Origin of the sequence: Enorma phocaeensis, assembly GCF_016901575.1 — a bacterium.
Classification (GTDB): Bacteria; Actinomycetota; Coriobacteriia; order Coriobacteriales; family Coriobacteriaceae; genus Limicola; species Limicola phocaeensis_A.
This window is the reverse complement of sequence record NZ_JACJKQ010000014.1, coordinates 22440-44599: the sequence shown is the minus strand read 5'-3', so window position 1 is coordinate 44599 and position 22160 is coordinate 22440. Positions and strand designations below refer to the sequence as shown.

Here is a 22160-nt window from a genome sequence, read left to right as displayed (position 1 = left end):
CCATGGGCGGCAGCGACGCCGGCATATGGACAAGAACTATCGAGCTCGGCAGCTTTCTCAAGTTTCAAAGCCAAGGAAGAAGGAACTCATGGCAGCTTCACAGCTACACGTCGCTTTGGCGGGCAACCCCAACTGCGGCAAGACGACCCTCTTCAACCTCATCACCGGCCAAAACGGATATGTCGGCAACTGGCCTGGTGTGACGGTTGAAAAGAAGGAGGCCAAGCTCTCGCGCGACAAGAGCGTGACCATCACCGACCTCCCCGGCATCTACTCGCTTTCCCCCTATAGCCCCGAGGAGCGCGTGAGCCGAGACTACCTCATGAGCGGCGAGCCGGACGTCGTGATCGACGTCATCGATGCGACCAACCTCGAGCGCAACCTGTACCTCGCGCTCCAGGTGGTCGAGACCGGTCTGCCCGTGGTCCTCGCGCTCAATATGGCCGACCTCGTGGAGAAGGACGGCGACCGCATCGACACCCGGGCGCTTTCGGCGCGCATGGGCGCTCCCGTGGTGATGATCTCGGCCCTTAAGAACACCGGCATCGACGAGCTGATCGCCGAGGCGAAGCGCGCGGCGGCGGCAAAGGGCAAGGTGGGCGAGCACGCCTTCGACTCGGCGATCGAGGAGGTCCTCGAGAAGATCGAGTCGCTCCTGCCACGCTCGGTCGCCCAGGGCAAGCGTCGCTACTACGCCGTCAAGCTGTTCGAGCGCGACCGCGACGCGGCGAGCTCGCTCAACCTGCCGGCGGAGGCCGCGGCCACCGTCGAGAACCTCGTCAAGCAGTGCGAGCAGGATTGCGACGACGACGCGGAATCCATCATCACCGGCGAGCGCTATGCCGTGATCGCGCACATCATGGACGAGTGCGTGAAGAAGGCGCCTTCCAAGATGAGCGTCTCCGAGAAGATCGACCGCGTGGTCACGAACCGCATCCTCGGCCTGCCGATCTTCCTTTTGGTGATGTATGCCGTGTACTACCTGGCCATCTCCACCTTCGGCACGGCAGGCACCGACTGGGTGAACGACAACCTCTTCGGCGAGGGCTTCGAGCTCTTTGGCCAGGCGTTCCCGTCGGTTCCCATGCTCTTTGAGGGCTGGCTCACCTCGCTCGGCGCGAGCGACCTCGTGATCAGCCTGGTGAACGACGGCATCGTCGCCGGCGTGGGCGCGGTGCTCGGCTTCATTCCGCAGATGTTCGTGCTGTTCGTGCTGCTCTCCTTCCTTGAGGACTGCGGCTACATGGCGCGCGTCGCCTTTGTCATGGACCGCGTGTTCCGTCGCTTCGGCCTGTCGGGCAAGAGCTTCATTCCCATGCTTGTCTCTACGGGCTGCGGCGTTCCGGGCGTGCTCGCCACCAAGACCATCGAGAACGAGAAGGACCGCCGCATGACGGTCATGACCACGACGTTCATCCCGTGCGGCGCCAAGCTCCCCATCATCGCGCTGCTCATGGGTGCGCTCGTGGGCGATGCCGAGGCCACGTGGATCGCTCCGCTGTTCTACTTCCTGGGCGTCATCGCCGTCATCGTGTCGGGCGTCATGCTCAAGAAGACGAAGCTCTTCGCCGGCCGTCCCACGCCGTTTGTCATGGAGCTGCCGAGCTATCACTTCCCGTCCATCAAGAGCTGGTGGCTGCACATCTGGGAGCGCGTCTCCGCGTATATCAAGAAGGCGTTCACGATCATCTTCGCCTCCACCATCGTGGTGTGGTTCCTGTCGAACTTCGGCGTCTACGAGGGCGTCTTTGGCTTCCTGCCCGAGGTGACGGGCGGACTCGAGGAGTTCACCGACTACTCCGTGCTCGCCATGCTGGGCAGCGCCATCGCGTGGATCTTTGCCCCGCTCGGCTTTGATACCTGGCAGGCGACCGCCATGTCCATCACCGGCCTCGTGGCCAAGGAGAACGTGATCGCGACCGCTTCCTCGCTGCTGCACATCGCCGATGGAAGCGAGACCGATCCGGCGCTCTGGCAGGCGTTCGCCGCCATGTTCCCGAGCATGGGCGCCATCGCCGCCTTCGGCGCGTTCAACCTGCTGTGCGCGCCGTGCTTCGCGGCCATGGGAACCATCCGCGCCCAGATGAACTCGGGCAAGTGGACCGCCATCGCGCTGGGCTACGAGTGCGCGTTCGCCTGGGTCGTGGGCCTCATGATCAACCAGTTCTATCTGGCCGCAACGGGCGTGTTCAGCGTCTGGACCGTGGTCGCCGTCGTGTTCGCCGCGCTCATCATCTTCCAGCTGTTCCGCCCCATGCCCAAGTGGGCCTGGGATGAGGACGCCCCGGGATCTGGTGCCGCCGCGACGGCTACGGCCTAAATCGTCTCCCCTGTTCTCGCCGCCCCGTCTGGCTTTGGCCGCGACGGGGCGGTATCCTGGTCACACGATGTTGGGCGTCTCAGCGCTCCATCTTCGCGTCGGGGACGCGCCTCCGGACGTTGGGATATGATTCGGGACATCGGGGCCAAGCGATTCGCGAGACAGGCAGCTCGTTTCGATTGCCTGCTTTCGCTCGTGTGGTCCGTTCGCAAAAAGGAGGTATCGATGGGCCTCATCGACATCGTGATTCTGGCCGGCATCGCCGCGGCGTTTGTCGCCGTCTGCGTGCGCGTGCGCCGCAAGGGTGCGTGCGCAGACTGTTCTCAGGGCGGCACGTGCTCGGGGCATTGCGGCTCGGCTGGCAAGAAGGGCTGTCCCGCCCTCAAGGGCGTCGATGCGGTTGCCGACGACCTAGGACGGGGCGTTCATTAGTAAAGCGCGGCGGTTCGGCTGCTGCGACGGGGGCTCTTGTGCCGGATGCGGTGCAAGGGCCCCCGTTTCGTCTCTATCGGGGCGGCGCCTGCGAGGCGCGCCGCCTCTTTCTTTGTTTCCCTCGCGCGCGGGCCGTGGCGGGCTGCGTCGAGTAGAGGGCCGTTCTCATGGCGGGCCCGGCATCTCGTCGCTGCGGCAAAGCCCGGGCGCAGCGAGGCCGAGCGAACGGCAGGTGGCGGGCCCTACGCCTCGTTGCTACAACAAAACCGAGCTTCGAGAAGCCTCAAAATCGCCGTTGCTCGGTAATCTTACGAAATGGACCTCGATTTTGTAAGATTACCGAGCAACGGCGAGATGCAACGGCGAAGTGTCGCCGACGGAAGCTCGCAATCAGTCGAACCTGAGGTTTTGTACGGCGACCTCGCCGGCATCGCCTGTATAGGGGAGCACGGGTACGCCGACCTTCGAGCTCAGCATCTCAAGAGCGTTCTGGTCAAGAGGGCCTGCGACGATGATTCCCAGGGGATGGATGAGAACGGGCCGACTATCTCCAAGGTGCTCATGAAAACGGCATTCGCCCATCTGCCGCTATTCATCGCATGGTCTGGCATGAAGCAGTTTGGCGGCAGACCCGTTTTGGGTATTGCGCTGGGGCTTACGCTCGTCTAACCGCTGTTTCCCGGTCAGGACGATGTGGCCAAGGGCGCGGAAAAAGCCATCACATTCTATCCGTTCGGCATCCTTTGGAAGATTATGGGCTATAAAGGTTCCATGCTGCCTGCGCTCTTGGTTGCTATCATCGGTGCCAAGACCGAGCGCGGGCTTAGGAGGATCGTTCCCGATGCCGGCGGTACGATCGCGCAGGCGACAGCTGCTCTCGTCACCGGATTCAAGATGCGCGACCCTAAGAAGCGGGGCTTCTACATGTCCGCTTCCCTGCCCGCTTTCATGGGTATTACCGAGCCGGCGATTTTTGGTGTCAACTTGCGCTTTGGTCGGCCGTTCCTGTTCGCCCTCTGTGGCGGTGCGGCGGCGGGCTTCGCTGGCGCCCTTCTCGGCGCGGCAAGCACAGGAATGGGCGTTGCTGCCATTCCGGGTATCGTGACGTATCTTTACAGCGCCGAGGCGATTCGCAACTACTTCATTATCCACGGTGTGGGAATGTTGGTATCGGGGCTGCTTTGCTGGTTCTTCTTTGATCCCAACAAGGCTGAGGCGGAGTTGGAAGCCAAGAAAGCCGAGTAATGAAATAGGACAGCTAGGGCTGAACCCTCAGCTGACAAAACGTGCCGCCGGCGATGGGAATATCGTCGGCGGCGTATTTGCTTTTGGATGCATGATTCGGCCAATCCTGCCTAACCTGCCATCATATTATTACGCTCTGTTGTCATATTGATTTCAGCCTCCGCCCCTTTCAGGCCCCGCACCTGACGAAACCCGTCCGAAACAATCCTGTGAGAAAGTAATGAGCGCATATTGTGACGTGGGCGCACAGGCGCCGACGGGATGGGAAGGTGTTGCTTCATGGACCAGCAGCAGAATATCGATTTCGTCCTGCGCACGGTCGAGGAGCGCGGCATCCGGTTCGTACGCCTGTGGTTCACAGACGTGCTCGGTCGCCTCAAGAGCTTCGCGATCAGCCCGGAGGACCTCGAGGTAGCTTTTGACGAAGGCATCGGGTTTGACGGATCCTCGATCGAGGGCTTCACGCCGCCCGAGGAGGCGGACATGCTCGCCTTCCCCGACCCGTCCACGTTCCAGGTCCTGCCGTGGCGCCCCTCGCGCGACGGCGTCGCGCGCATGTTCTGCGACATCTGCACGCCCGACCGAAAGCCGTTCATGGGTGACCCGCGCGAGTGCCTGCGCACCATGTTCCGCCGCGCCGAGGAGGCCGGCTACATCATGAACGTGGGCGCCGAGATCGAGTTCTACCATTTCCCCGACGAGCGCACTCCCGAGCCGCTCGACGAGGTGGGGTATTTCGACCTCACGCCTTCGGATTCCGCCCGCGACCTCAGGCGCGACACGGTGCTCATGCTTGAGAAGATGAGCATTCCGGTCGAGTACACCTTCCATTCGTCGGGCCCCTCGCAGCATGGCATCTCGCTTCGCCACGCCGAGGCGCTCACCGCGTCGGACGCCATCATCACCGCGAAGCACATCATTCGCCTCGAGGCGTTCTCCTCGGGCGTGCACGCATCGTTTATGCCCAAGCCGATTGCCGGCGAGGCCTCGAGTGCGCTGTTCTTGCACCAGTCGCTTTTCGATTACGACGGCAACAACGTCTTTTGGGGCGAGGACGATCCGGTATACCACCTGTCGGATACGGCCAAGCATTACATGGCGGGCATCTTGGCGCATGCACCCGAGATCTCTGCGATCACGAATCCCACGGTGAACTCCTACAAGCGCCTGCTTGCTAAGGAGGGCCCCACGCCCGAGTTCGCCACCTGGGGCTTGCGCAACCGCGCCGCGATGATTCGCATTCCCATCTATAAGCCGGGCAAGCAGCTCTCCACGCGCATCGAGCTGCGCTCGCCCGACCCGATGGCCAACCCCTACCTGGCGAATGCCGTCACGCTCGCCGCGGGACTCGACGGCATCGAGCGCAAGCTCGAGCTTCCTGCCGAGACCACGGTGGACACGATGGGGAACGCCTCGGTCGATCTGGAGTCGCTGGGCTATACGCCGCTGCCGCGCAGCCTCGACGAGGCGCTCGACATCTTCGAGGGCTCGCAGTTCATGAAGGACGTCCTGGGCGACCACATCCACTCGTTCTTCCTTAAGAAGAAGCGCGACGAATGGGAGAAGTACGCATCTACCATCACCGAGTGGGAGATTCGCCACTATCTTGCGAACTCCTAGCGCGGAGGTAGCAAAAAAGTGCCTAGAGAGGCAACAATATGTCCGGATGGGCGCATGTATACGATATGATGTACCTGTAATTTGAGGAGGTGTGGCATGCCCGAGACTGAGACCTGCATCCTGTTCATGGCGCGCACGACGCGGTTCCATGAGTTCGTGCGTTCCCTCACCACCATGGGTATCGAGGTGAGCCTTGCCACGCCCGATTCTCCCACGGCGGCACATGACTTTAGCCTGCTGCTTCTGGACGCCGACGGCGTTCGCAACGATCGAATCGAGCAGATCAGCAAATGGCTTGACGACCGCGGCGGCATCCCCATGCTGCTCATCGTTGACGACGAGTCCCTCGCCGGCCTACGCATGCCTCCGCACGCGCGCTGCGACTTCGTGTGCCCGAGTGCCACCCCCGCCGAGCTCGAGGCCCGCGTGAGGCGCCTTCTGGGCGACGAGGAGTCCTTTGCGGTGGACGATGTCCTGCGCATCGATAACCTGGTCATCAATTTGGCCACCTATCAGGTCTATCTTGATGAGGAGCCGGTTGACCTTACGCTCATGGAGTACTCGCTGCTGTCGTTTTTGGCGACGCATCCCAACCGGGCCTATTCGCGCGAGGTGCTGCTGCACCGCGTCTGGGGCTTCGAGTACTGCGGCGGCACGCGTACGGTGGACGTGCACATTCGACGCATCCGCTCGAAGGTCGGACCGCAGATCGCAGCCCATATCACGACGGTGCGCGGCGTGGGATACCTCTTCAAAGACTAGCGCTTACGTTCAAGTGTTTTGTTCAAGCGCCCTCCCGTGTGGAGGGCGCTTTTGTATGTCGCCGAAACGCTGAATCTGCATAGAACCGAAGCGAACTCGTTTTCCGCCTCGCTTGCCCCACAAGACCTCGATGAAAGCGTCGGTCTATTCCGGGCGCATCGGCTCTGCTTGGTTGGAAACGGCGTTCTGCCTGCTGCCGGCGTTTCCGGAGATGAGGGTCGCACGCCATGCTGCCAGACGCATGCAGGATGTCCTGGAGCCCCGCGTTCTGGGGCGCCTGCCTTCCTGTTTGTGGCGTTTCCGCACAAGTTTCTTACGCCGAGAGGTCGAAATACTTAAGCTCCGCTAAAACTGGGGCATCGAGCGCATCTGCCACGCATGACATGGGGTACAACGTTTCCAGACCATATGAACGTACGGGCGGTTGCTGCCGCCAGCCATGCGGAAAGGAAGCAGGATATGAGTGAGAACACGCCTCGCCGTCCCGACGGGATGGGCGAGAACACGGGCGCGGGTTCATCCGCGCCGAGGGTAGAGATCGAGCAGGGCCCGCGTCGCCCCTCAGACGATTCTGCCAAGACGGCGCAGATGCCTTCGGCTCAGACGGGCTCCGCCGCGGGTCCGGGCGGTGGCCACGACAAGGGGCCGGGCACGACCGAGGCCGTTCCCTTCGTCCCTTCCACCGAGACTATCACGCGTACCGTGGTGAAGACGAAGGCAAAGGCGCTGCCGGTGTTTCTGGCGTCCCTCGGAGGCTTGGTGGTCGGCGCCGTGCTGGTGATCGCGCTGGCCATGACGGGCGCCTTCCGCATCACGAGCACCGATGTCGAGCCCTCGTCAAGCCAGACGCAGACCATCAACATCGACGCCGAGGACACCACGCTTGCTGAGGCGGTGTCTGCCAAGGCGCTGCCTTCGGTCGTCTCGATCTCTGTGGAGACCGCCGAGGGAAGCGGCATCGGCTCGGGCGTGATCCTGGACACCGACGGCAACATCATCACGAACTACCATGTGATTCAGAATGCCACGAGCATCGTGGTCACCCTGAACGACGGTTCTACCTACGAGGCCGACGTGGTGGGCAGCGACGAGTCGAGCGACCTTGCGGTCATTCGCCTCAAGGACGTCGGCGACGCCACGCTCACGCCCATCGAGATCGGTGACTCGGACAGCCTTTCCGTGGGCGAGTGGGTCATGGCCATCGGCAGCCCCTTCGGCAACGAGCAGTCGGTCTCTACCGGCATCGTCAGCGCGCTGTATCGCTCGACCGCCATGCAGGCCACGAGCGGCACGACCATTTACGCCAACATGATTCAGACCGATGCCGCCATCAACCCGGGCAACTCGGGCGGCGCACTCGTGAACGATCAGGGCCAGCTCATCGGCATCAACTCCATCATCGAGAGCTATTCGGGCTCGAGCTCGGGCGTCGGCTTTGCGATTCCGGTGAACTACGTCATCAACATCGCAAACCAGATCATCGACGGCCAGACTCCCGTCCATCCCTACCTGGGCGTTTCGGTGACCTCGGTGAACGCGCTCTCCGCTCGCCAGCAGGGGCTGAGCGTGACCTCTGGCGCGCAGGTGACCGAGGTGACCGAAGGCGGCCCCGCGGCAGAGGCGGGCATTCAGGCCGGCGATGTGGTGACCGCCATCGACGGCGATGAGGTGACCTCGGCAGACGGCCTGATCATCACCCTACGCGAGCACGAGGTGGGCGACACGGTGACGCTCGCCGTGGTGCGCGACGGCAGCGAGCAGAACATCGACGTGACGCTCGGCTCCGACGAGGCGCTCCAGTCCGAGCAGCAGGACAACAGCACCGGAAGCGGCGCGGGCAACTCGCTGACCGAGGAGGAGCTGCGCCAGTATCTGGAGGACCTGCTGGGCGGCGGCCAGGGCTACGGCCAGAACGGCGGCCAGGGCTTCTAAGGGCTCGAGTCCCGCGCGGTGGGCGCGGGTAAGCCGAGGCGTACGTTCGGGTGCCAAGGCGGGTCTGACATAGGAACAGATAATCGACGCGGGGCGGCGGGACGGAAGGTCCTGCCGCCCTTGGCGTAGGCATCGCGCCTCCTCGCTGGCAACGTTTTGACAAGGGGCGCCGCCTGTGATTCCATGCGAGGAGGCCGTGCGAATGCGTGAGAGAGGAGAGCTATGCCGGGCAAACGCACCGATGTCATCAGCTGGGACGAGTTCTTCATGCGCGTGGCGATCGCCGCAAGCCTTCGCAGCAAGGATCCTAACACGCAGGTTGGTGCCTGCATCGCGGACACCAACCACCGTATCCTCTCGGTGGGATACAACGGCACCCCCTCTGCGTTGAATGACGACGAGTTTCCCTGGGATACCGCCGACGACCCGCTGCACGACAAGCACAGCTACGTGATTCATGCCGAGGCCAATGCGATCCTGAACTATCGAGGCTCGCTCAAGGACATGGGCGGCGCCACCGTCTACGTGACGCTGTTCCCCTGTCACGAATGCGCCAAGACCTTGGTGCAGGCAGGCATCGGTGAGGTCGTCTACCTCAGCGATAAATACGAGGGCACCGAGGACAACCTCATCTCGAAAAGCATTCTCGACCGGTGCGGAATCACCTACCGCGCCGTCTCGATTGACGACTAGCATGCGAGGCGAGGCGTCTCGCTGGCGCGCGCGTGTCCCCATTGGCCGGGCGCCATGCCGCCGAGAGGCGTCTCAGCGTAATAGGTGACGGCGAACCTGCCCTTTTGATGCCAGTGTACCCTGTGGGTCACCTCCTTGTGCGGGCGCGTCACCTCATGATGCAGCCGTCCCAAGGCGGCCCGCGATGCATGCGCGGGCGCCCACGGCGTATGGGTGCCGGCGTGCCGCAACGCCTAACCCGCACGTCAGACGCGCGCGGGTGTCCCTTCCCTCCGCAAATAAGTGTTCAAAATGTGAAGCAATACAGGTAAACTGTATGGCTGGCATATTCGCATTGTGCTAGCTCGCGGGGCTGCGCCTAGCCCCGCATAGAAGGGGAAAGAGGGAAGGGGATATATGTTCTCTCTGCACAAGACGTTGGGCGGTGTACATCCGCCTCAGTGCAAGGACACGCGTGAGTGCCCTGTCACGTCGATCGAGCCCCCCAAGCAGGTTCGCATCCCGCTGAACATGCATATCGGAGCTCCGGGCAAGCCGGTGGTCAACGTGGGCGACCACGTGTACGTCGGCACGCTCATCGGCGACGGCGAGGGCCTGTGCGCGCCCACGCACGCAAGCATCTCGGGCACGGTGACCTCCGTCGCCACCCAGACGCTCCCCACGGGCCAGACGGCCCCGGTGGTGGAGATCGCCTCGGACGGCAAGATGGAGCAGGATCCGAGCATCACGAAGCCCACGTACGAGACAAAGGACGAGTTCATTGCCTGCGTCCGCGCCTCCGGCGTGGTGGGCCTGGGCGGCGCCTCGTTCCCGTCGTGGTTCAAGATGAAGTGCCCTCCGGGGAAGAAGTTCGAGTTCGTCGTGGTGAACGGCATGGAGTGCGAGCCGTTCATTACGAGCGACTACCGCCAGATGATCGAGCACTCCGAGCGCGTCGTTGACGGCGTAGCCCGCATCGCTCGCGCGCTGGAGATCCCGGCGGCCGTCATCGGCGTCGAGGACAACAAGCCCGAGGCCATCGAGGCCCTGCGCAAGGCGGCTGAGGAGAAGGGCGTCTCCGACCTCGTCGAGGTCCTGTCGATTCCCACGAAGTACCCCGCCGGCGGTGAGAAGGTGCTCATCGAGGCCACGACGGGCCGCGCGGTTCCCGCGGGCGGCCTGCCCGTGGACGCCGGCTGCCTCGTGCTCAACGTGACCACGGTGTCGCGTATCGAGGAGTACTTCCGCTACGGCGTGCCGCTGGTGCGCAAGACCGTCACCATCGCCGGCGACTGCGTGAAGAATCCCGGCAACTACCGTATTCCCATCGGCATGAGCGTGCACGACGTGGTGGAGACCACGGGCGGCCTCGTGAAGGAGCCGCGCAAGATCATCATGGGCGGCCCCATGATGGGTCGCACCATCACCGACATCGACTGCCCCATCCTGAAGGCGAACAACGCCATCCTGTGCCTGGACAGTGCCGCCATCCTGCCGGACGAGACGCCCTGCATCCGCTGTGGCCGCTGCGTGCGCGCCTGCCCGCTGGGCCTCATGCCTTTCCAGCTCGACGCGGCGTCCCGCAGCCACGACGTGGTGAAGCTGGATGAGTTCGCGGTCATGAACTGCATGGAGTGTGGCTCGTGCGCCTACGCCTGCCCGGCGCATCGCCGCATCACCGCCTCGATCCGCGAGGGCAAGGCCTTCTATCGCAGCGACGTCGCCCGCCGTACCCAACCCGCGAAGGAGGCGTAACGACATGAACCTTATCAACGAGGCCTCCCCTCATTTCCACGGCAACAGCACCACGTTCAAGGTGATGGGTGCCGTGTGCCTGGCCTTGGTGCCCACGCTCATTGCCGCGACCGTGCTGTATGGCCTTGGCGCGCCGCTGCTGGTGCTTGTGTGCATTGCCACGGCGCTCGTGTGCGAGCACCTGTGCTGCATCGCCATGAAGCGTGAGTCCACCGCGGGCGACCTGTCCTGCGTGGTCACCGCCATGCTGCTGGCCTTCACCCTGCCGGCCAACTGCCCGTTCTGGGTGGCCATGCTGGGCACGGCGTTCTCCATCGTCATCGTGAAGATGCTCTTCGGCGGCATTGGCTGCAACATCGCCAACCCCGCCGTCGCCGGCCGCGTCTTTATTATGGTTGCGCTGCCGTCGGCACTCTCGTCCTATCCGGACGTGGTGGGCAAGTCGCTCGACGCCGTCACCGGCGCCACCCCGCTCGCCATGGCCGCGCAGGGCTCCATGCCCTACAGCTATCTCGACCTCTTCCTGGGCAACCACGCCGGCGCCCTGGGCGAGACCTGCGTTTTGACCCTGCTCATCGGTTACATCTTCCTGCTGGCGGTCAAGGTGGTCGACGCCTGGGCCACGCTGCCCTTCATTGCCACCGTCGCCGTGGTCACGGGCCTTGCCGGCCAGGACGTCATGTTCGAGCTGCTGTCCGGCGGCCTGGCGCTCGGCGCCTTCTTCATGGCCACCGACTACACCACCACGCCCATGACGCCCAAGGGCAAGATCATCTTCGGTGTTGGCTGCGGCCTCATCACGGCGCTCGTGCGCCTGTTCGCCTCCGCCCCCGAGGGCGTGGCGTTCTCCATCCTGTTCATGAACATGTTCGTTCCGATCATCGACCGCTACACGCGGTCCCAGCCTGTGGGAGGTGTCAAGAATGCCCTCGTCTAACGAGACTTCCGCTGCTCCCAAGAAGCCTTCTTGGATCAAGCGCCATCGCAATGGCTCGCTGTACACCTTCGTCGTCATCTTGGTCGCTGCCGCCGTGTGCGGCGGCGTGACGGCGGGCGTCTACTACGCCGGCGAGTGGGGCTCCACCGCCTTCGCCGACGCCGACCTGCGCTTGGACGAGGCCAAGGGCGGCGCGCAGCGTGCGCTGCTGTTCCCCGATGCGGGCTCGTTCACCCAGGTCACCGCACCGTCGATCGAGGGCCTCAACTCGGTGTACCAGACCGACGCCGGCGACTACGTCTTTGATGTCTCGGCCACCGGCTACCACGGCGACGTCGAGCTCATGGTGGGCATCGCCTCCGACGGCACCGTGGCCGGCATTCAGGTCGTGGCCGAGGACGAGACCGACGGCATTGGCACCAACGCCCTGACCGAGGACTTCTTCGGCACCTTTACGGGGCTTGCCGCGACGGGCACCCTCACCATGGAGGATCCCGCGTCTGGCGAGACCCAGGTGGACGGCGTCTCCGGCGCCACGTTCACCTCGAACGCCGTCGTGGCCGACCTCAACATCGCCTTCGAGGCTTATGCCGCGCTGGGAGGTAACTAAGATGGCTCTTCATGATTCTGTGATTCAGGACCAGAACGCCCGTCTGCGCGAGCTCGTGCACTCGCCGGCGTTCGTGGTCGTGGCGGGCTCGCTGCCGGGCCTGTATGTTGCGACGTCGCTCGAGAACGGCGCCGCGATCGGCGCGGTGAGCGCCGTGTCGATCCTTGCCATGGCGATCCTCGCGCGTCCGCTGCGCGCCGTCACGGGCAAGTTCTCGCGCATCCCCGTGATGCTCATGGTGAGCGCCGCCGTGGTTGCCATCTGCGGCTTCGCGCTCCGCGTGTACGATCCGCTGATCAACGAGAACGTCGGCATGTATGTTTCTATCGCCGCGGTCAACGCACTCGCCATGGCGTTCGCGACGGACGAGGACTACGCTGCCGCGCCGACCTCGGGCTCGTCGCTCGGCACGGCGGTGTTTGGCGCCGTGTGCACCGTGGCCACGCTTGCTTTTGTCGGCTTGGTAAACGGCATGTTCTCCACCGGCGAGATCTTTGGTCTCACCATGACCGAGCTCGCCTCCTCGCCGATCGCCATCTTCGGCACGCCCGCCGGCTCGCTGTTGGTGCTGGCGCTCGTTGCGGCATTCATCAATTCCATCGTGGACGCCGCCAAGAAGAGCGCTGCGTCTCAGGGGGGTGAGCAGTAATGGAACTTTTGAACGCCCTGTTCACGGCCGCGTTTGACCAGAACCTCGTGTTTGTGCAGCTGGTCGGCATGGTTTCGGTAATCCTGGTCGCCGAGCGTCCGCAGGACTCCTTCTGCTTCGGCGGCATGGTGTGGGCCGCGGCCTTCCTGTCCGGCCTTATCGGCTGGCCGCTCTACACGACGCTCTTTGAGCCGTGGGGCATCTCCTACCTTGCCCCGATGGCCTACCTTGTGGTCGGCGTTGCCGTGTCCTATGTGATCGGCGCCGTCATGGCCACGGGCAAGGAGCGCTCGGTGCGCGACCGGATCTACATGATGGCTTCCGTGGTCGCGCTGAACGCCGCGCTGCTCGCTGTTCCCATGGGCAATGCCGCCGTGGCCGCCACCTCGACGTTCGATGTCGCGCTTGGCAGCTCCTTCGGCGCCGGCATGGGTGCGTTTATCGCCATCGTCGCCTTCGCCTTCCTGCGCGATCGCATCGACGAGCGCCTAGTGCCCGGCGTTCTGCGTGGCCTGCCCATCACGCTTGTCACCGCCTCGCTGGTGGCGCTTGCTTTCACGGGCGTCGCCGGCATCGCCGGCGGGCTGTTTGTGTAAGGGGGACTGACGATGTTTGTCTATGTGTTCGCCCCGCTTATGGCGCTCGTCGTCGTAGCGTTTATTCCTGCGGTGGTGCTGGGCATCGTGTCGCGTCGCGACCGTCGCGCCGACTGGCTTGAGAAGAAGGCCGCTGCCGAGGCTGCCGAGGCGGCTGCCGTCGCCGATGCCGAGGCCCCGGCTTCCGAGTAGGAATGGCCTAGGCTCTGGCGGGTGCTCTGGAGCGGCTCCGGTCACTGCGTATCGGAGCGTGGCACGTCGATGTGCTTGCAGCTCATCTGACAACAAGTTGTCTTTAGGGAGGGCGGTCATCTGGCCGCCCTCTTTCGCGTCCGGCGGTGCCCGCGGGAGCATATGCCACGCTATATGAACCCATAAACGTGCAGGTATCGGGTGGTGTCAAAGGACTTAGACACCCGCTTCACGGCGATATTCGCCCCACTCGATTGGGCGTGATGTCTGAAGGGCATACGATAGGGGAGACGCAACGTCGGGCAGGGGCGGCAATGGAGGTCGGTATGGGCACGCTGGCAGAAGAGATCGGCGCCAATATTCGCATCGCGCGCGAGGCCGCGGGATTGTCTCAGGCGGCGCTGGCGCAGGAGATATATGTCTCTCGCCAGACGGTTAACAACTGGGAGTGCGGAAGGACCTTGCCTGACGTCGAGAGCCTCAAGATGCTGTCTCGGCGTCTCGAGACCTCGGTTGACGCGCTCATGGGCGACGACGCCCAGGAGCTGCTGACTTCCACCGCCGACGACCGCCATACCCTCGCGAAGCTCCTGGCTGGCTCGGTGTTTTGGTATGGGGCCTTCTTCGTGGTGACGCTTGCCTTGATTGTCATACAGGTGTGGCGGATAGGGCTCGACGCGTCGGTCGACAGGTCTCTCTATGACGGGCTGGCGCTGTGGGGCGTCTGCCTCAACTGCCTCCAGCTGGGGCTCTGCTTCGCCCGGGCGTCCCAGCAGCGAAAGATCCGGCGCTTTCTCGACGACCAAAGGCTTCACGATGCGGTTGAGGTGGCAGCGTATCTAGAAGGTCGGCACGAGGGGACGAGGCTGCCTGACGACGTGCTGTATCGGGTGGTTCTGCCCAACTGGGAGGCATGTCGCCTCATCGGGTCGGTGGCGCTCGTGCTCATGGTGGCGCTGTGCGTCTGCGTGTATGTGTTCTTTGGCAGGTGAGGTCCCGACTCGATCCGGGTGGCGCCGCGCGGATTTGCTCCTGTCTCAGGTGGCGCCTTCGCAGATGGCGGTGCCTGCGAACCCCCGATGGGCTGCGAACGTGCGCTACCTAACGGTGTTGTCGTACGGCAGGGCTAAGAATTCAAGCCTGTCGCGAGGCTCGTCGTAGCGGTAGACAATGACAAACGGAGGCACGGGAAAGGCGCGCGGCGATGACCCGACGTGCTCGATGAGGGATGGCCGCACGTTGGGGTTTCCGACGAGCGGATTAATCAGACTATGCCGCGATAAGCGATAGGGCGCGCTTGCGGCCTCATGGGCTTCACGGGGTTGGTCCGCACGGGATGGTACTCTATAGCCTGAGCGATTTCGAGCGCCGCTATGGGCGGGCGCGGAGCAAGGAGGGTACCGTGGAGCAGGAGAACCTGTTTGGTGAGCAGACCGAGGCAACGGGAACGGATGCGCAGGCTTCGCCGACAGACGGGGCTGCAGGCGCTTCTGCCGCAAGCGAGGCTGCGCACCGGGCTGCGGCGGCCCGCGCGGCGGAGCTCCGTCACGAGCTTGACTACCACGCTTACCGCTACTACGCGCTCGACGCGCCCGAGATCACCGACGCGGCCTTCGACCAGCTGCTGCAAGAGCTCCTGCACATCGAGGCCACCTATCCCGACCTGGTGACGCCCGAGTCCTATACCCAGCGCGTGGGCGGCTACGTCTCGCCGCAGTTCGCCGAGGTCACGCACATGGCGCGCATGTACTCCATGGACGACGCGATGGACCTGGACGAGCTCGACGAGTGGCTCGCCCGAACCGAAGAGGCGCTCGGCGCGGGGCGGGCGGTCTACACCTGCGAGCTCAAGATCGACGGGCTGGGCGTGGCGCTTACCTATCGCGACGGCGCCTTCGTGCGGGCGGCGACGCGTGGCGACGGCGTCACCGGCGAAGACGTGACGCTCAACGTGCGGACCATCAAGGACGTGCCGGCACGTCTCAGCGCCGAGGCGCTCGAGCACATGGGCGCAGACCGCGGGGCTGCCATCGAGGTGCGCGGCGAGGTCTATATGCCCAAGGGGAGCTTCGTGCGCCTGAACGACGAGGCCGACGCCGAGGGGCGCGACCCCTTTGCCAATCCGCGCAACGCTGCGGCGGGCAGTCTTCGCCAAAAAGACCCCAAGGTGACGGCGTCGCGCGACCTGGCGACCTTCTTGTATGCGGTGGCGGACACGACGCCGCTGCACGTGGATTCCCAGCACGAGTTTCTCGGCTGGCTGCGCGAGGCCGGATTCTCGGTGAACCCAAACGTGGCGCGTTGCGAGACGCCGACGCAGGTGCATGAGTTCTGCGCCGACGCGCTCGCGCATCGAGGCGACCTCGACTATGACATCGACGGCGTGGTGGTAAAGGTCGATTCCTTCGAGCAGCAGCGCGAGCTCGGCTTCACCGCGCGCGCCCCTCGATGGGCGATCGCGTTCAAGTTCCCGCCCGAGGAGAAGCAGACGGTGCTGCGCGAGATCCGCATCCAGGTGGGCCGCACGGGCGTGCTCACCCCGGTGGCGGAGTTCGACCCGGTGACGGTCGCGGGCTCCACCATCGCCCGCGCGACGCTGCACAACATAGACGAGATCCATCGCAAGGACGTACGCGTGGGCGACACCATCGTCGTGCATAAGGCGGGAGACGTGATCCCCGAGGTCGTGGGCCCGGTTTTGGACAAGCGGCCCGAGGGCGCCGAGGCCTATCAGATGCCCGAGGCATGCCCTGCGTGCGGGGCGCCCGTCGTGCATGAGGATGGGGAGGTCGCCTATCGGTGCGTGTCCATCGACTGCCCGGCGCAGCTGAAGGAGCGCCTCGCCCATTGGGTGAGCCGCGGGTGCATGGACATCGACGGCGTCGGCACGGAGCTTATCGACAAGCTGGTCGAGGCGGGGCTGGTGCACGACGTCGCGGACTTCTATCTGCTCGATGTCGAGGGCGTCGCGGCGCTCGACACGGGACGTACCTACCAGGCAGACAACAAGCGCCGCGGCATCAAGGCCGGCGACCCCATCCCGGTGGGCGCAACCATTGCCCAGAAGGTGATCGACGAGCTCACGCGGTCAAAGCAGCAGCCCCTGTCGCGCGTGCTGTTCGCGCTGGGCATCCGCCACGTGGGCAAGAGCGTGGCGGAGCTGCTGGCGCAGCGCTTCTTGACGCTCGAGGCCCTCGTCGCCGCAAGCGAAGAGGACATCGCGAGCATCGACGGCATCGGGCCCAAGATCGCCGCGAGTGTGAAGGAGTTCTTGGCGGTGCCGGAGAACCTGGCGGTGCTGGAGCGCCTGCGCGTCGCCGGCCTCACGCTCGAAGAGGACCTGGGGCGGTCGGCCTCCGACGCGGCGCTCGTCGAGAGCGCGGGCGTCGCCGCGGGGCTTGCCGAGGCACAGCCGCTCGCCGGCCTCACGTTCGTGCTGACGGGCTCGTTGACGCGCTTTACGCGCGACGAGGCCGGCTCGCTGCTCAAGGCCCTGGGAGCCAAGGTCACCGGATCGGTTTCGAAGAAGACGAGCTATGTGGTGGCAGGTCCCAAGGCGGGCTCCAAGCTCACCAAGGCGGAAAGCCTCGGCATCCCCGTGCTCGACGAGGACGACCTGGGGCAGATTCTTGCGACGGGCACGGTGCCTGAGGCCGAGCAGCCGTAAGGGAAGCTCGCGTCAGGGTGAGTCGCGGGGCGCCGCCGTCGCGTGCCGGCGGTGGCAGCACCCCGCTGCTGCCGGGGTGTCTGTCTGCCAAGTGCACAAGGTGTCCGCGAGCGCTTGCGGGCGAATGGCCTTGTGGGCGGTCGGACGTTAACCGTTTGGATATCTGTGCCGTGCCGAGGCGACCTGGATTGCTGGCCGCGTGTGCCCGGCGTATACTGATGTCTCGCATTTACTTGACCAATCATATAAATCGGAGATGGTCATATGGCACAGGGTGATTCGGTGCATCTTGTTGACGGTTCCGCCTCGGGGGCGGAAGGCGAGCAGGAGCCGCCACGGCAGGACGGGCGGGCAGGCTCGATGGAGCCCGACCTCGTCACGTATCGCTCCCTGCTGTATCGCGCCGCCCACGCGCAGCGCGCGCTCATGCACCCCTTTATGGCCTCGATCGGTTTGGGAACGGGCCAGCCAAGGCTGCTCTCGTACCTCGACCGCTTCGGAGCGTGCTCCCAGCGCGAGCTCGCCGACTACTTTGAGCTCGATCCGGCCGGCGTGTCGCGCGCGCTGGACGCGCTCAGGCGCAAGGGATTCGTGACCTTCGAGACCAACGCCGAAGACCGCCGCGCCAAGGTGGTCAGGCTCACGGGCGAGGGCAAGCGCGTCGCGCAGTCATGGGATGCCGCCTGCCGCGAAGAGGCGGCGGCCATGCTCAAAGGTTTCTCAAGCGAGGAGCGAACGGCGTTTGCGGACTTCCTCGCCCGCGCCCGCGACAACCTGCGCGCCTATGAGCGCGAGCTTGCCGATGCGCGGAGCATGAGCTCGGAGCGGGGCGCGGGACGAGTGCTCGACGATGTCGCGGCCGCTCGGGACGCCGCCCGTGTTCGGGAGGGCGGCCATGCATGAGCTTCGCCGCATCGTCGGCTTTTTGGGCCAGTACCGCCGCGACGCGGTCATCGGCATCCTGCTCGTCGTCATCGAGAGCGCCTTCGAGATGGTGATCCCCATCCTCATGGCGGACATCATCGATGTGGGCGTCGCCAGGCGCGACGTCGACTACATTGTGCGCCAGGGCATGTATATGGGCGTCTGCGCGGTGCTGTCGCTGGTGACAGGCCTCATGTACGCCCGATTTGCCGCCCGCGCGTCCTATGGGCTGGGAGCCCATCTGCGCGCCGCCGAGTACGAGCGCGTGCAGGGCTATTCGTTCACCAATCTCGACCACTTTGAGACGAGCTCGCTTGTCACGCGCATGACCACCGACGTCACCGTCATCCAGAACGCCCTCAATGCGGGGTTCCGGCCCATGGTGCGCGGCCCCGTGATGCTGGTGATCGGGTTCGCCCTGGCGTTTTACCTCAATACCGAGCTCGCGCTGGTGTTTGTCGCCGTGGCGCCCGTCATGGCGGTCGCACTCGTGCTCATCGTGCGGCACGTGGGCCCGCTCTACGGCGTGCTGCAGCGCACGGTCGACCGCCTGAACGACGTGGTGCAGGAGATGCTCACCGCCGTGCGCGCCGTGAAGGCCTATGTGCGAGGCGACTATGAATGCGAGCAGTTCCGCCGCGTGAACGAGGAGCTGGCGGGCACGAGCGAGCACACCTTCCGCTTCGCCGTCCTCAACATGCCGGTGCTCTACGTGTCCATGTATACCGTGACGACGCTCATCATGTGGTTCGGCGGCCAGATGATCTTGGGCGGCGCCCTCGCCGTGGGCGAGCTTACGGGCTTTCTCTCCTACGTGATGCAGATCATGAACTCCCTCATCATGATCTCCAACGTGTTTTTGCTGCTCACGCGGTCGCTCGCGAGCATCCACCGCATCTGCGAGGTGCTCGACGAGCCGGTGGACCTCGCGTCTCCGGAGCATGCGGCGACCGAGGTGGAGGATGGGTCGATCGAGTTCCGCGACGTGTCGTTCAAGTACCGCGCCGACGCGCAGGCAAACGTGCTCGAGCACGTGACGCTCTCCATTCCAGCAGGCTCGACGGTGGGCGTGCTGGGAGGAACGGGCTCGGGCAAGACCACGCTCGTGCAGCTGATTCCGCGCCTGTATGATGCGACGGAAGGTGAGGTCATGATAGGCGGCCGCAACGTGCGCGAGTACGATGTGGCGGCGCTGCGCGACGCCGTGGCGATCGTGCTGCAGAAGAACGTGCTGTTTTCGGGCACGGTGCGCGAGAACCTTTTGTGGGGCGACGCCCACGCGACCACCGGCGAGCTGCTCGAGGCGTGCCGCCAGGCGCGCGTGGACGAGTTTTTGGACCGCCTGCCCGGCGGGCTCGACTACGATCTGGGCCAGGGCGGCGTCAACGTGTCCGGAGGCCAGAAGCAGCGCCTGTGCATCGCCCGCGCCCTCCTGAAGCGCCCGAAGGTGCTCATCTTCGACGACTCGACCAGCGCGGTCGACATGGCGACCGAGGCGGATATCCGCTCGGCGCTCGCCTCGCTTACCGGGGTGACGAAGGTGATCATCGCGCAGCGCGTCAGCTCGGTCATGGAGGCGGACCAGATCGTCGTCCTCGATGACGGTCGCGTGCATGCGGTGGGAACGCATGCGGAGCTGCTCGCAAGCGACAACATCTACCAGGAGATCTATGCGTCTCAAACCAAGCAGCACGGGCCATGTGGGGACGGCGGCGCCGCGGCGCGGGCCGGCGCCGTCCAGGCAGCGGACGCTCTGGTAGGGTCTGCCGCCTCGCCGCATGAAGAGGCGACGTCGTCTTCGCACGGCCAACTCGATCCATCGAAAGGGGGCGAGCGCTGATGCCGGCACCGGGTAACAAGCCTCAGAATCTGCTGCGCACGCTGCGCGAGCTGCTTTCGTACATGGGGCGGCATAAGCTGCTCTTCCTGGCGGTCGCCGTGCTGGTCTCGGTCTCCGCGCTGGCAAACCTTCTGGGCACCTATATGATTCGGCCCGTGGTCGATCGCCTTGCCGAGGGCGATGTCGAGGGCTTCGTCGCCTGCATCGTGCTCACGGCCGCGGTCTATGCGACGGGCGTCCTGGCGGCGCTCGCCTATACACAGCTCATGGTGCATGCGGCGCAAAAGGTGCTGTTCGATATCCGACGCGACCTGTTTGTGCATATGCAGCGGCTGCCCCTGCGCTATTTCGACTCGCGCAGCCGCGGCGACATCATGAGCTACTTCACCAACGACGTCGACACGGTCGCCGAGGCCATGAACAACGGCTTCGCGCTCGTCATTCAGAGCTTCATTCAGATCGTGGGCACGCTCGTCATGATCTTCGTGCTCAATTGGCAGCTGAGCCTGCTCGTGGTGGTGGGATATGTGGCCATGTTTGCCTACATCCGCTTCTCCACCAAGCGAAGCCGCAGCTTCTTCCAGCGCCAGCAGAGCGTGCTGGGCGAGCTCGACGGCTATATCGAAGAGATGGTCACGGGCCAGAAGGTCGTGAAGGTCTTTAACCATGAGTCGTCCAACGTCGAGGCGTTCCGCGAGAAGAACGAGCGTCTGCGCGTTGCGGGCACCGGCGCGCAGGCATATGCCGCCTCGATGATCCCTGCGGTGGTGTCCATCAGCTACGTGAACTATGCGATCGTGGCGGTTCTCGGTGGATACATGGCCATCGCGGGCCTGACCGATGTGGGCGCGCTCGCAAGCTATCTGGTCTTTGTGCGCCAGACGGCTCTGCCCATCAACCAGTTCACCCAGCAGTCCAACTTCTTGCTTTCGGCGCTCGCCGGCGCAGAGCGCGTGTTTGCCGCGATGCACGAGGTCCCAGAGGTGGACGACGGCTTGGTGCAGCTGGTGCGCACGGGGAAGGACTCGTGGGCGTGGCGGCTTCCCGAGGGCATGGGCCTGGGGGCCTGGGGCGCGCTGGTGCCGGTGGCGCCAGGCGGGAAGGCCGAGGCGTCCCCTTCGGGCGCGCTGGCGGCCGAGGACCAAGGGGCGCACGCGCAGGCCATGGCGATGGGCGTGGACGGGACCCTTCTGGCAACGGGGCTCATCCCCCTGCGCGGAGACGTGCGCTTCCATGACGTGAGCTTCGGCTACGACGAGGGCCACGAGGTGCTGCATAAGCTCAACCTGTTTGCCGAGCCTGGCCAGAAGATCGCCTTCGTCGGCTCGACCGGGGCGGGCAAGACGACGATCACCAACCTCATCAACCGCTTCTACGACATCGACGAGGGCGAGATCACTTACGACGGCATCAATGTGAAGAACATCCAGAAGGCGAGCCTGCGCAGCAGCCTGGGCATCGTGCTGCAGGACACGCATCTGTTTACGGGGACCATCGCCGAGAACATCCGCTTCGGCAAGCTGGACGCAACCGACGAGGAGGTTCGCCGCGCGGCTCACCTGGCTAACGCAGACAGCTTCATCCGGCGCCTGCCGCAGGGCTACGACACCATGGTCACCTCGGACGGCGCGAACCTCTCCCAAGGCCAGCGTCAGCTTCTGGCCATCGCCCGCGCCGCCGTCGCAGACCCGCCGGTGCTCATCCTGGACGAGGCGACGAGCTCGATCGACACGCGCACCGAGGCCCTTATCGAAAAGGGCATGGACGCGCTCATGCGGGGCAGAACGACGTTCATGATCGCCCACCGGCTGTCGACGGTGCGAAACGCCGACGCCATCATGGTGCTCGATCACGGCCGCATCATCGAGCGCGGCACGCACGAGGAGCTCTATGCCCTTGGCGGCGAGTATTGGAAGCTCTGCCAGGGCCTCAAGGAGCTTGACTAGCCCCGGATGAACCACGGTCCCGCCGGGTCAAAGAAAAGCCATCGTGTTATGCTCGTACGAG

At 64.6% G+C, this 22160-nt stretch carries 19 protein-coding genes; all 19 read left to right on the top strand.

Annotated features, from left to right (window positions below):
• The first annotated feature begins 88 nt into the window (after positions 1–88).
• The 19 genes from feoB to H6A15_RS07620 all read left to right on the top strand — a co-directional run bounded on the left by feoB (position 89) and on the right by H6A15_RS07620 (position 22099).
• Positions 89–2320, top strand: coding sequence for a ferrous iron transport protein B (gene feoB / locus H6A15_RS07710; protein ID WP_204673170.1), 2232 nt, complete (start codon positions 89–91; stop codon positions 2318–2320).
• A gap of 225 nt (positions 2321–2545) precedes the next feature.
• On the top strand, positions 2546–2752 hold the full coding sequence (locus H6A15_RS07705; protein WP_204673169.1) for a hypothetical protein: 207 nt from the start codon (positions 2546–2548) through the stop codon (positions 2750–2752).
• 354 nt (positions 2753–3106) lie between these two features.
• Positions 3107–3421: a hypothetical protein gene (locus H6A15_RS07700; protein WP_204673168.1), complete on the top strand. Its 315-nt coding sequence runs from the start codon at positions 3107–3109 to the stop codon at positions 3419–3421.
• A 24-nt stretch (positions 3422–3445) separates the two neighbouring features.
• The gene (locus H6A15_RS10460; RefSeq protein WP_204673167.1) at positions 3446–3997 is read left to right on the top strand and encodes a PTS transporter subunit EIIC; all 552 of its coding nucleotides are present in this window, start codon (positions 3446–3448) and stop codon (positions 3995–3997) included.
• A 279-nt stretch (positions 3998–4276) separates the two neighbouring features.
• Positions 4277–5617 (top strand): glutamine synthetase family protein, encoded by a 1341-nt coding sequence (locus H6A15_RS07690; protein ID WP_204673166.1) that lies wholly within the window; start codon positions 4277–4279, stop codon positions 5615–5617.
• 96 nt (positions 5618–5713) lie between these two features.
• On the top strand, positions 5714–6379 hold the full coding sequence (locus tag H6A15_RS07685; RefSeq protein ID WP_204673165.1) for a winged helix-turn-helix transcriptional regulator: 666 nt from the start codon (positions 5714–5716) through the stop codon (positions 6377–6379).
• Between the two features lie 459 nt (positions 6380–6838).
• On the top strand, positions 6839–8311 hold the full coding sequence (locus tag H6A15_RS07680) for a S1C family serine protease (protein WP_204673164.1): 1473 nt from the start codon (positions 6839–6841) through the stop codon (positions 8309–8311).
• A gap of 222 nt (positions 8312–8533) precedes the next feature.
• The gene (locus H6A15_RS07675; RefSeq protein WP_204673163.1) at positions 8534–9004 is read left to right on the top strand and encodes a deoxycytidylate deaminase; all 471 of its coding nucleotides are present in this window, start codon (positions 8534–8536) and stop codon (positions 9002–9004) included.
• 396 nt (positions 9005–9400) lie between these two features.
• Positions 9401–10738: an electron transport complex subunit RsxC gene (rsxC, locus tag H6A15_RS07670; RefSeq protein WP_204673162.1), complete on the top strand. Its 1338-nt coding sequence runs from the start codon at positions 9401–9403 to the stop codon at positions 10736–10738.
• Between the two features lie 4 nt (positions 10739–10742).
• A complete protein-coding gene (locus H6A15_RS07665; RefSeq protein ID WP_204673161.1) occupies positions 10743–11675 on the top strand; it encodes an RnfABCDGE type electron transport complex subunit D in 933 nt (310 codons plus the stop codon).
• Positions 11662–12285 carry an FMN-binding protein gene (locus tag H6A15_RS07660; protein WP_239462453.1) on the top strand — a complete coding sequence of 208 codons (624 nt, stop codon included), beginning with the start codon at positions 11662–11664 and terminating at the stop codon, positions 12283–12285. Before H6A15_RS07665 ends, H6A15_RS07660 begins: the two co-directional genes overlap by 14 nt.
• Position 12286: 1 nt before the next feature.
• Positions 12287–12934 (top strand): Rnf-Nqr domain containing protein, encoded by a 648-nt coding sequence (locus tag H6A15_RS07655; protein ID WP_204673160.1) that lies wholly within the window; start codon positions 12287–12289, stop codon positions 12932–12934.
• Positions 12934–13530 (top strand): Rnf-Nqr domain containing protein, encoded by a 597-nt coding sequence (locus tag H6A15_RS07650; protein WP_204673159.1) that lies wholly within the window; start codon positions 12934–12936, stop codon positions 13528–13530. Before H6A15_RS07655 ends, H6A15_RS07650 begins: the two co-directional genes overlap by 1 nt.
• 12 nt (positions 13531–13542) lie before the next feature.
• Entirely contained in the window at positions 13543–13722 is a 180-nt protein-coding gene (locus H6A15_RS07645; protein ID WP_204673158.1) for a hypothetical protein, read from the top strand.
• A 326-nt stretch (positions 13723–14048) separates the two neighbouring features.
• Entirely contained in the window at positions 14049–14714 is a 666-nt protein-coding gene (locus tag H6A15_RS07640; protein WP_204673157.1) for a helix-turn-helix domain-containing protein, read from the top strand.
• A gap of 410 nt (positions 14715–15124) precedes the next feature.
• Positions 15125–17389, top strand: a complete 2265-nt coding sequence (ligA, locus tag H6A15_RS07635) for an NAD-dependent DNA ligase LigA (protein WP_342635832.1) — start codon at positions 15125–15127, stop codon at positions 17387–17389.
• 264 nt (positions 17390–17653) lie between these two features.
• On the top strand, positions 17654–18292 hold the full coding sequence (locus H6A15_RS07630; RefSeq protein ID WP_204673155.1) for a MarR family winged helix-turn-helix transcriptional regulator: 639 nt from the start codon (positions 17654–17656) through the stop codon (positions 18290–18292).
• On the top strand, positions 18285–20153 hold the full coding sequence (locus H6A15_RS07625; protein WP_204673154.1) for an ABC transporter ATP-binding protein: 1869 nt from the start codon (positions 18285–18287) through the stop codon (positions 20151–20153). Before H6A15_RS07630 ends, H6A15_RS07625 begins: the two co-directional genes overlap by 8 nt.
• Positions 20153–22099 carry an ABC transporter ATP-binding protein gene (locus H6A15_RS07620; RefSeq protein WP_204673153.1) on the top strand — a complete coding sequence of 649 codons (1947 nt, stop codon included), beginning with the start codon at positions 20153–20155 and terminating at the stop codon, positions 22097–22099. The genes H6A15_RS07625 and H6A15_RS07620 overlap by 1 nt, the downstream gene beginning before the upstream one ends.
• Positions 22100–22160: the final 61 nt, after the last annotated feature.

What these genes read in the sequence shown, in the direction of transcription:
- H6A15_RS07675 (WP_204673163.1), top strand. Translation starts at nt 8,534, where the DNA reads ATGCCGGGCAAACGCACCGATGTCATCAGCTGGGACGAGTTCTTCATG.
- H6A15_RS07645 (WP_204673158.1), top strand. Translation starts at nt 13,543, where the DNA reads ATGTTTGTCTATGTGTTCGCCCCGCTTATGGCGCTCGTCGTCGTAGCG.
- H6A15_RS07680 (WP_204673164.1), top strand. Translation starts at nt 6,839, where the DNA reads ATGAGTGAGAACACGCCTCGCCGTCCCGACGGGATGGGCGAGAACACG.
- H6A15_RS07700 (WP_204673168.1), top strand. Translation starts at nt 3,107, where the DNA reads ATGCAACGGCGAAGTGTCGCCGACGGAAGCTCGCAATCAGTCGAACCT.
- H6A15_RS07660 (WP_239462453.1), top strand. Translation starts at nt 11,662, where the DNA reads ATGCCCTCGTCTAACGAGACTTCCGCTGCTCCCAAGAAGCCTTCTTGG.
- H6A15_RS07630 (WP_204673155.1), top strand. Translation starts at nt 17,654, where the DNA reads ATGGCACAGGGTGATTCGGTGCATCTTGTTGACGGTTCCGCCTCGGGG.
- H6A15_RS07690 (WP_204673166.1), top strand. Translation starts at nt 4,277, where the DNA reads ATGGACCAGCAGCAGAATATCGATTTCGTCCTGCGCACGGTCGAGGAG.
- feoB (WP_204673170.1), top strand. Translation starts at nt 89, where the DNA reads ATGGCAGCTTCACAGCTACACGTCGCTTTGGCGGGCAACCCCAACTGC.
- H6A15_RS07665 (WP_204673161.1), top strand. Translation starts at nt 10,743, where the DNA reads ATGAACCTTATCAACGAGGCCTCCCCTCATTTCCACGGCAACAGCACC.
- H6A15_RS07705 (WP_204673169.1), top strand. Translation starts at nt 2,546, where the DNA reads ATGGGCCTCATCGACATCGTGATTCTGGCCGGCATCGCCGCGGCGTTT.
- H6A15_RS07685 (WP_204673165.1), top strand. Translation starts at nt 5,714, where the DNA reads ATGCCCGAGACTGAGACCTGCATCCTGTTCATGGCGCGCACGACGCGG.
- H6A15_RS07620 (WP_204673153.1), top strand. Translation starts at nt 20,153, where the DNA reads ATGCCGGCACCGGGTAACAAGCCTCAGAATCTGCTGCGCACGCTGCGC.
- H6A15_RS07640 (WP_204673157.1), top strand. Translation starts at nt 14,049, where the DNA reads ATGGGCACGCTGGCAGAAGAGATCGGCGCCAATATTCGCATCGCGCGC.
- H6A15_RS07625 (WP_204673154.1), top strand. Translation starts at nt 18,285, where the DNA reads ATGCATGAGCTTCGCCGCATCGTCGGCTTTTTGGGCCAGTACCGCCGC.
- H6A15_RS07655 (WP_204673160.1), top strand. Translation starts at nt 12,287, where the DNA reads ATGGCTCTTCATGATTCTGTGATTCAGGACCAGAACGCCCGTCTGCGC.
- H6A15_RS07650 (WP_204673159.1), top strand. Translation starts at nt 12,934, where the DNA reads ATGGAACTTTTGAACGCCCTGTTCACGGCCGCGTTTGACCAGAACCTC.
- rsxC (WP_204673162.1), top strand. Translation starts at nt 9,401, where the DNA reads ATGTTCTCTCTGCACAAGACGTTGGGCGGTGTACATCCGCCTCAGTGC.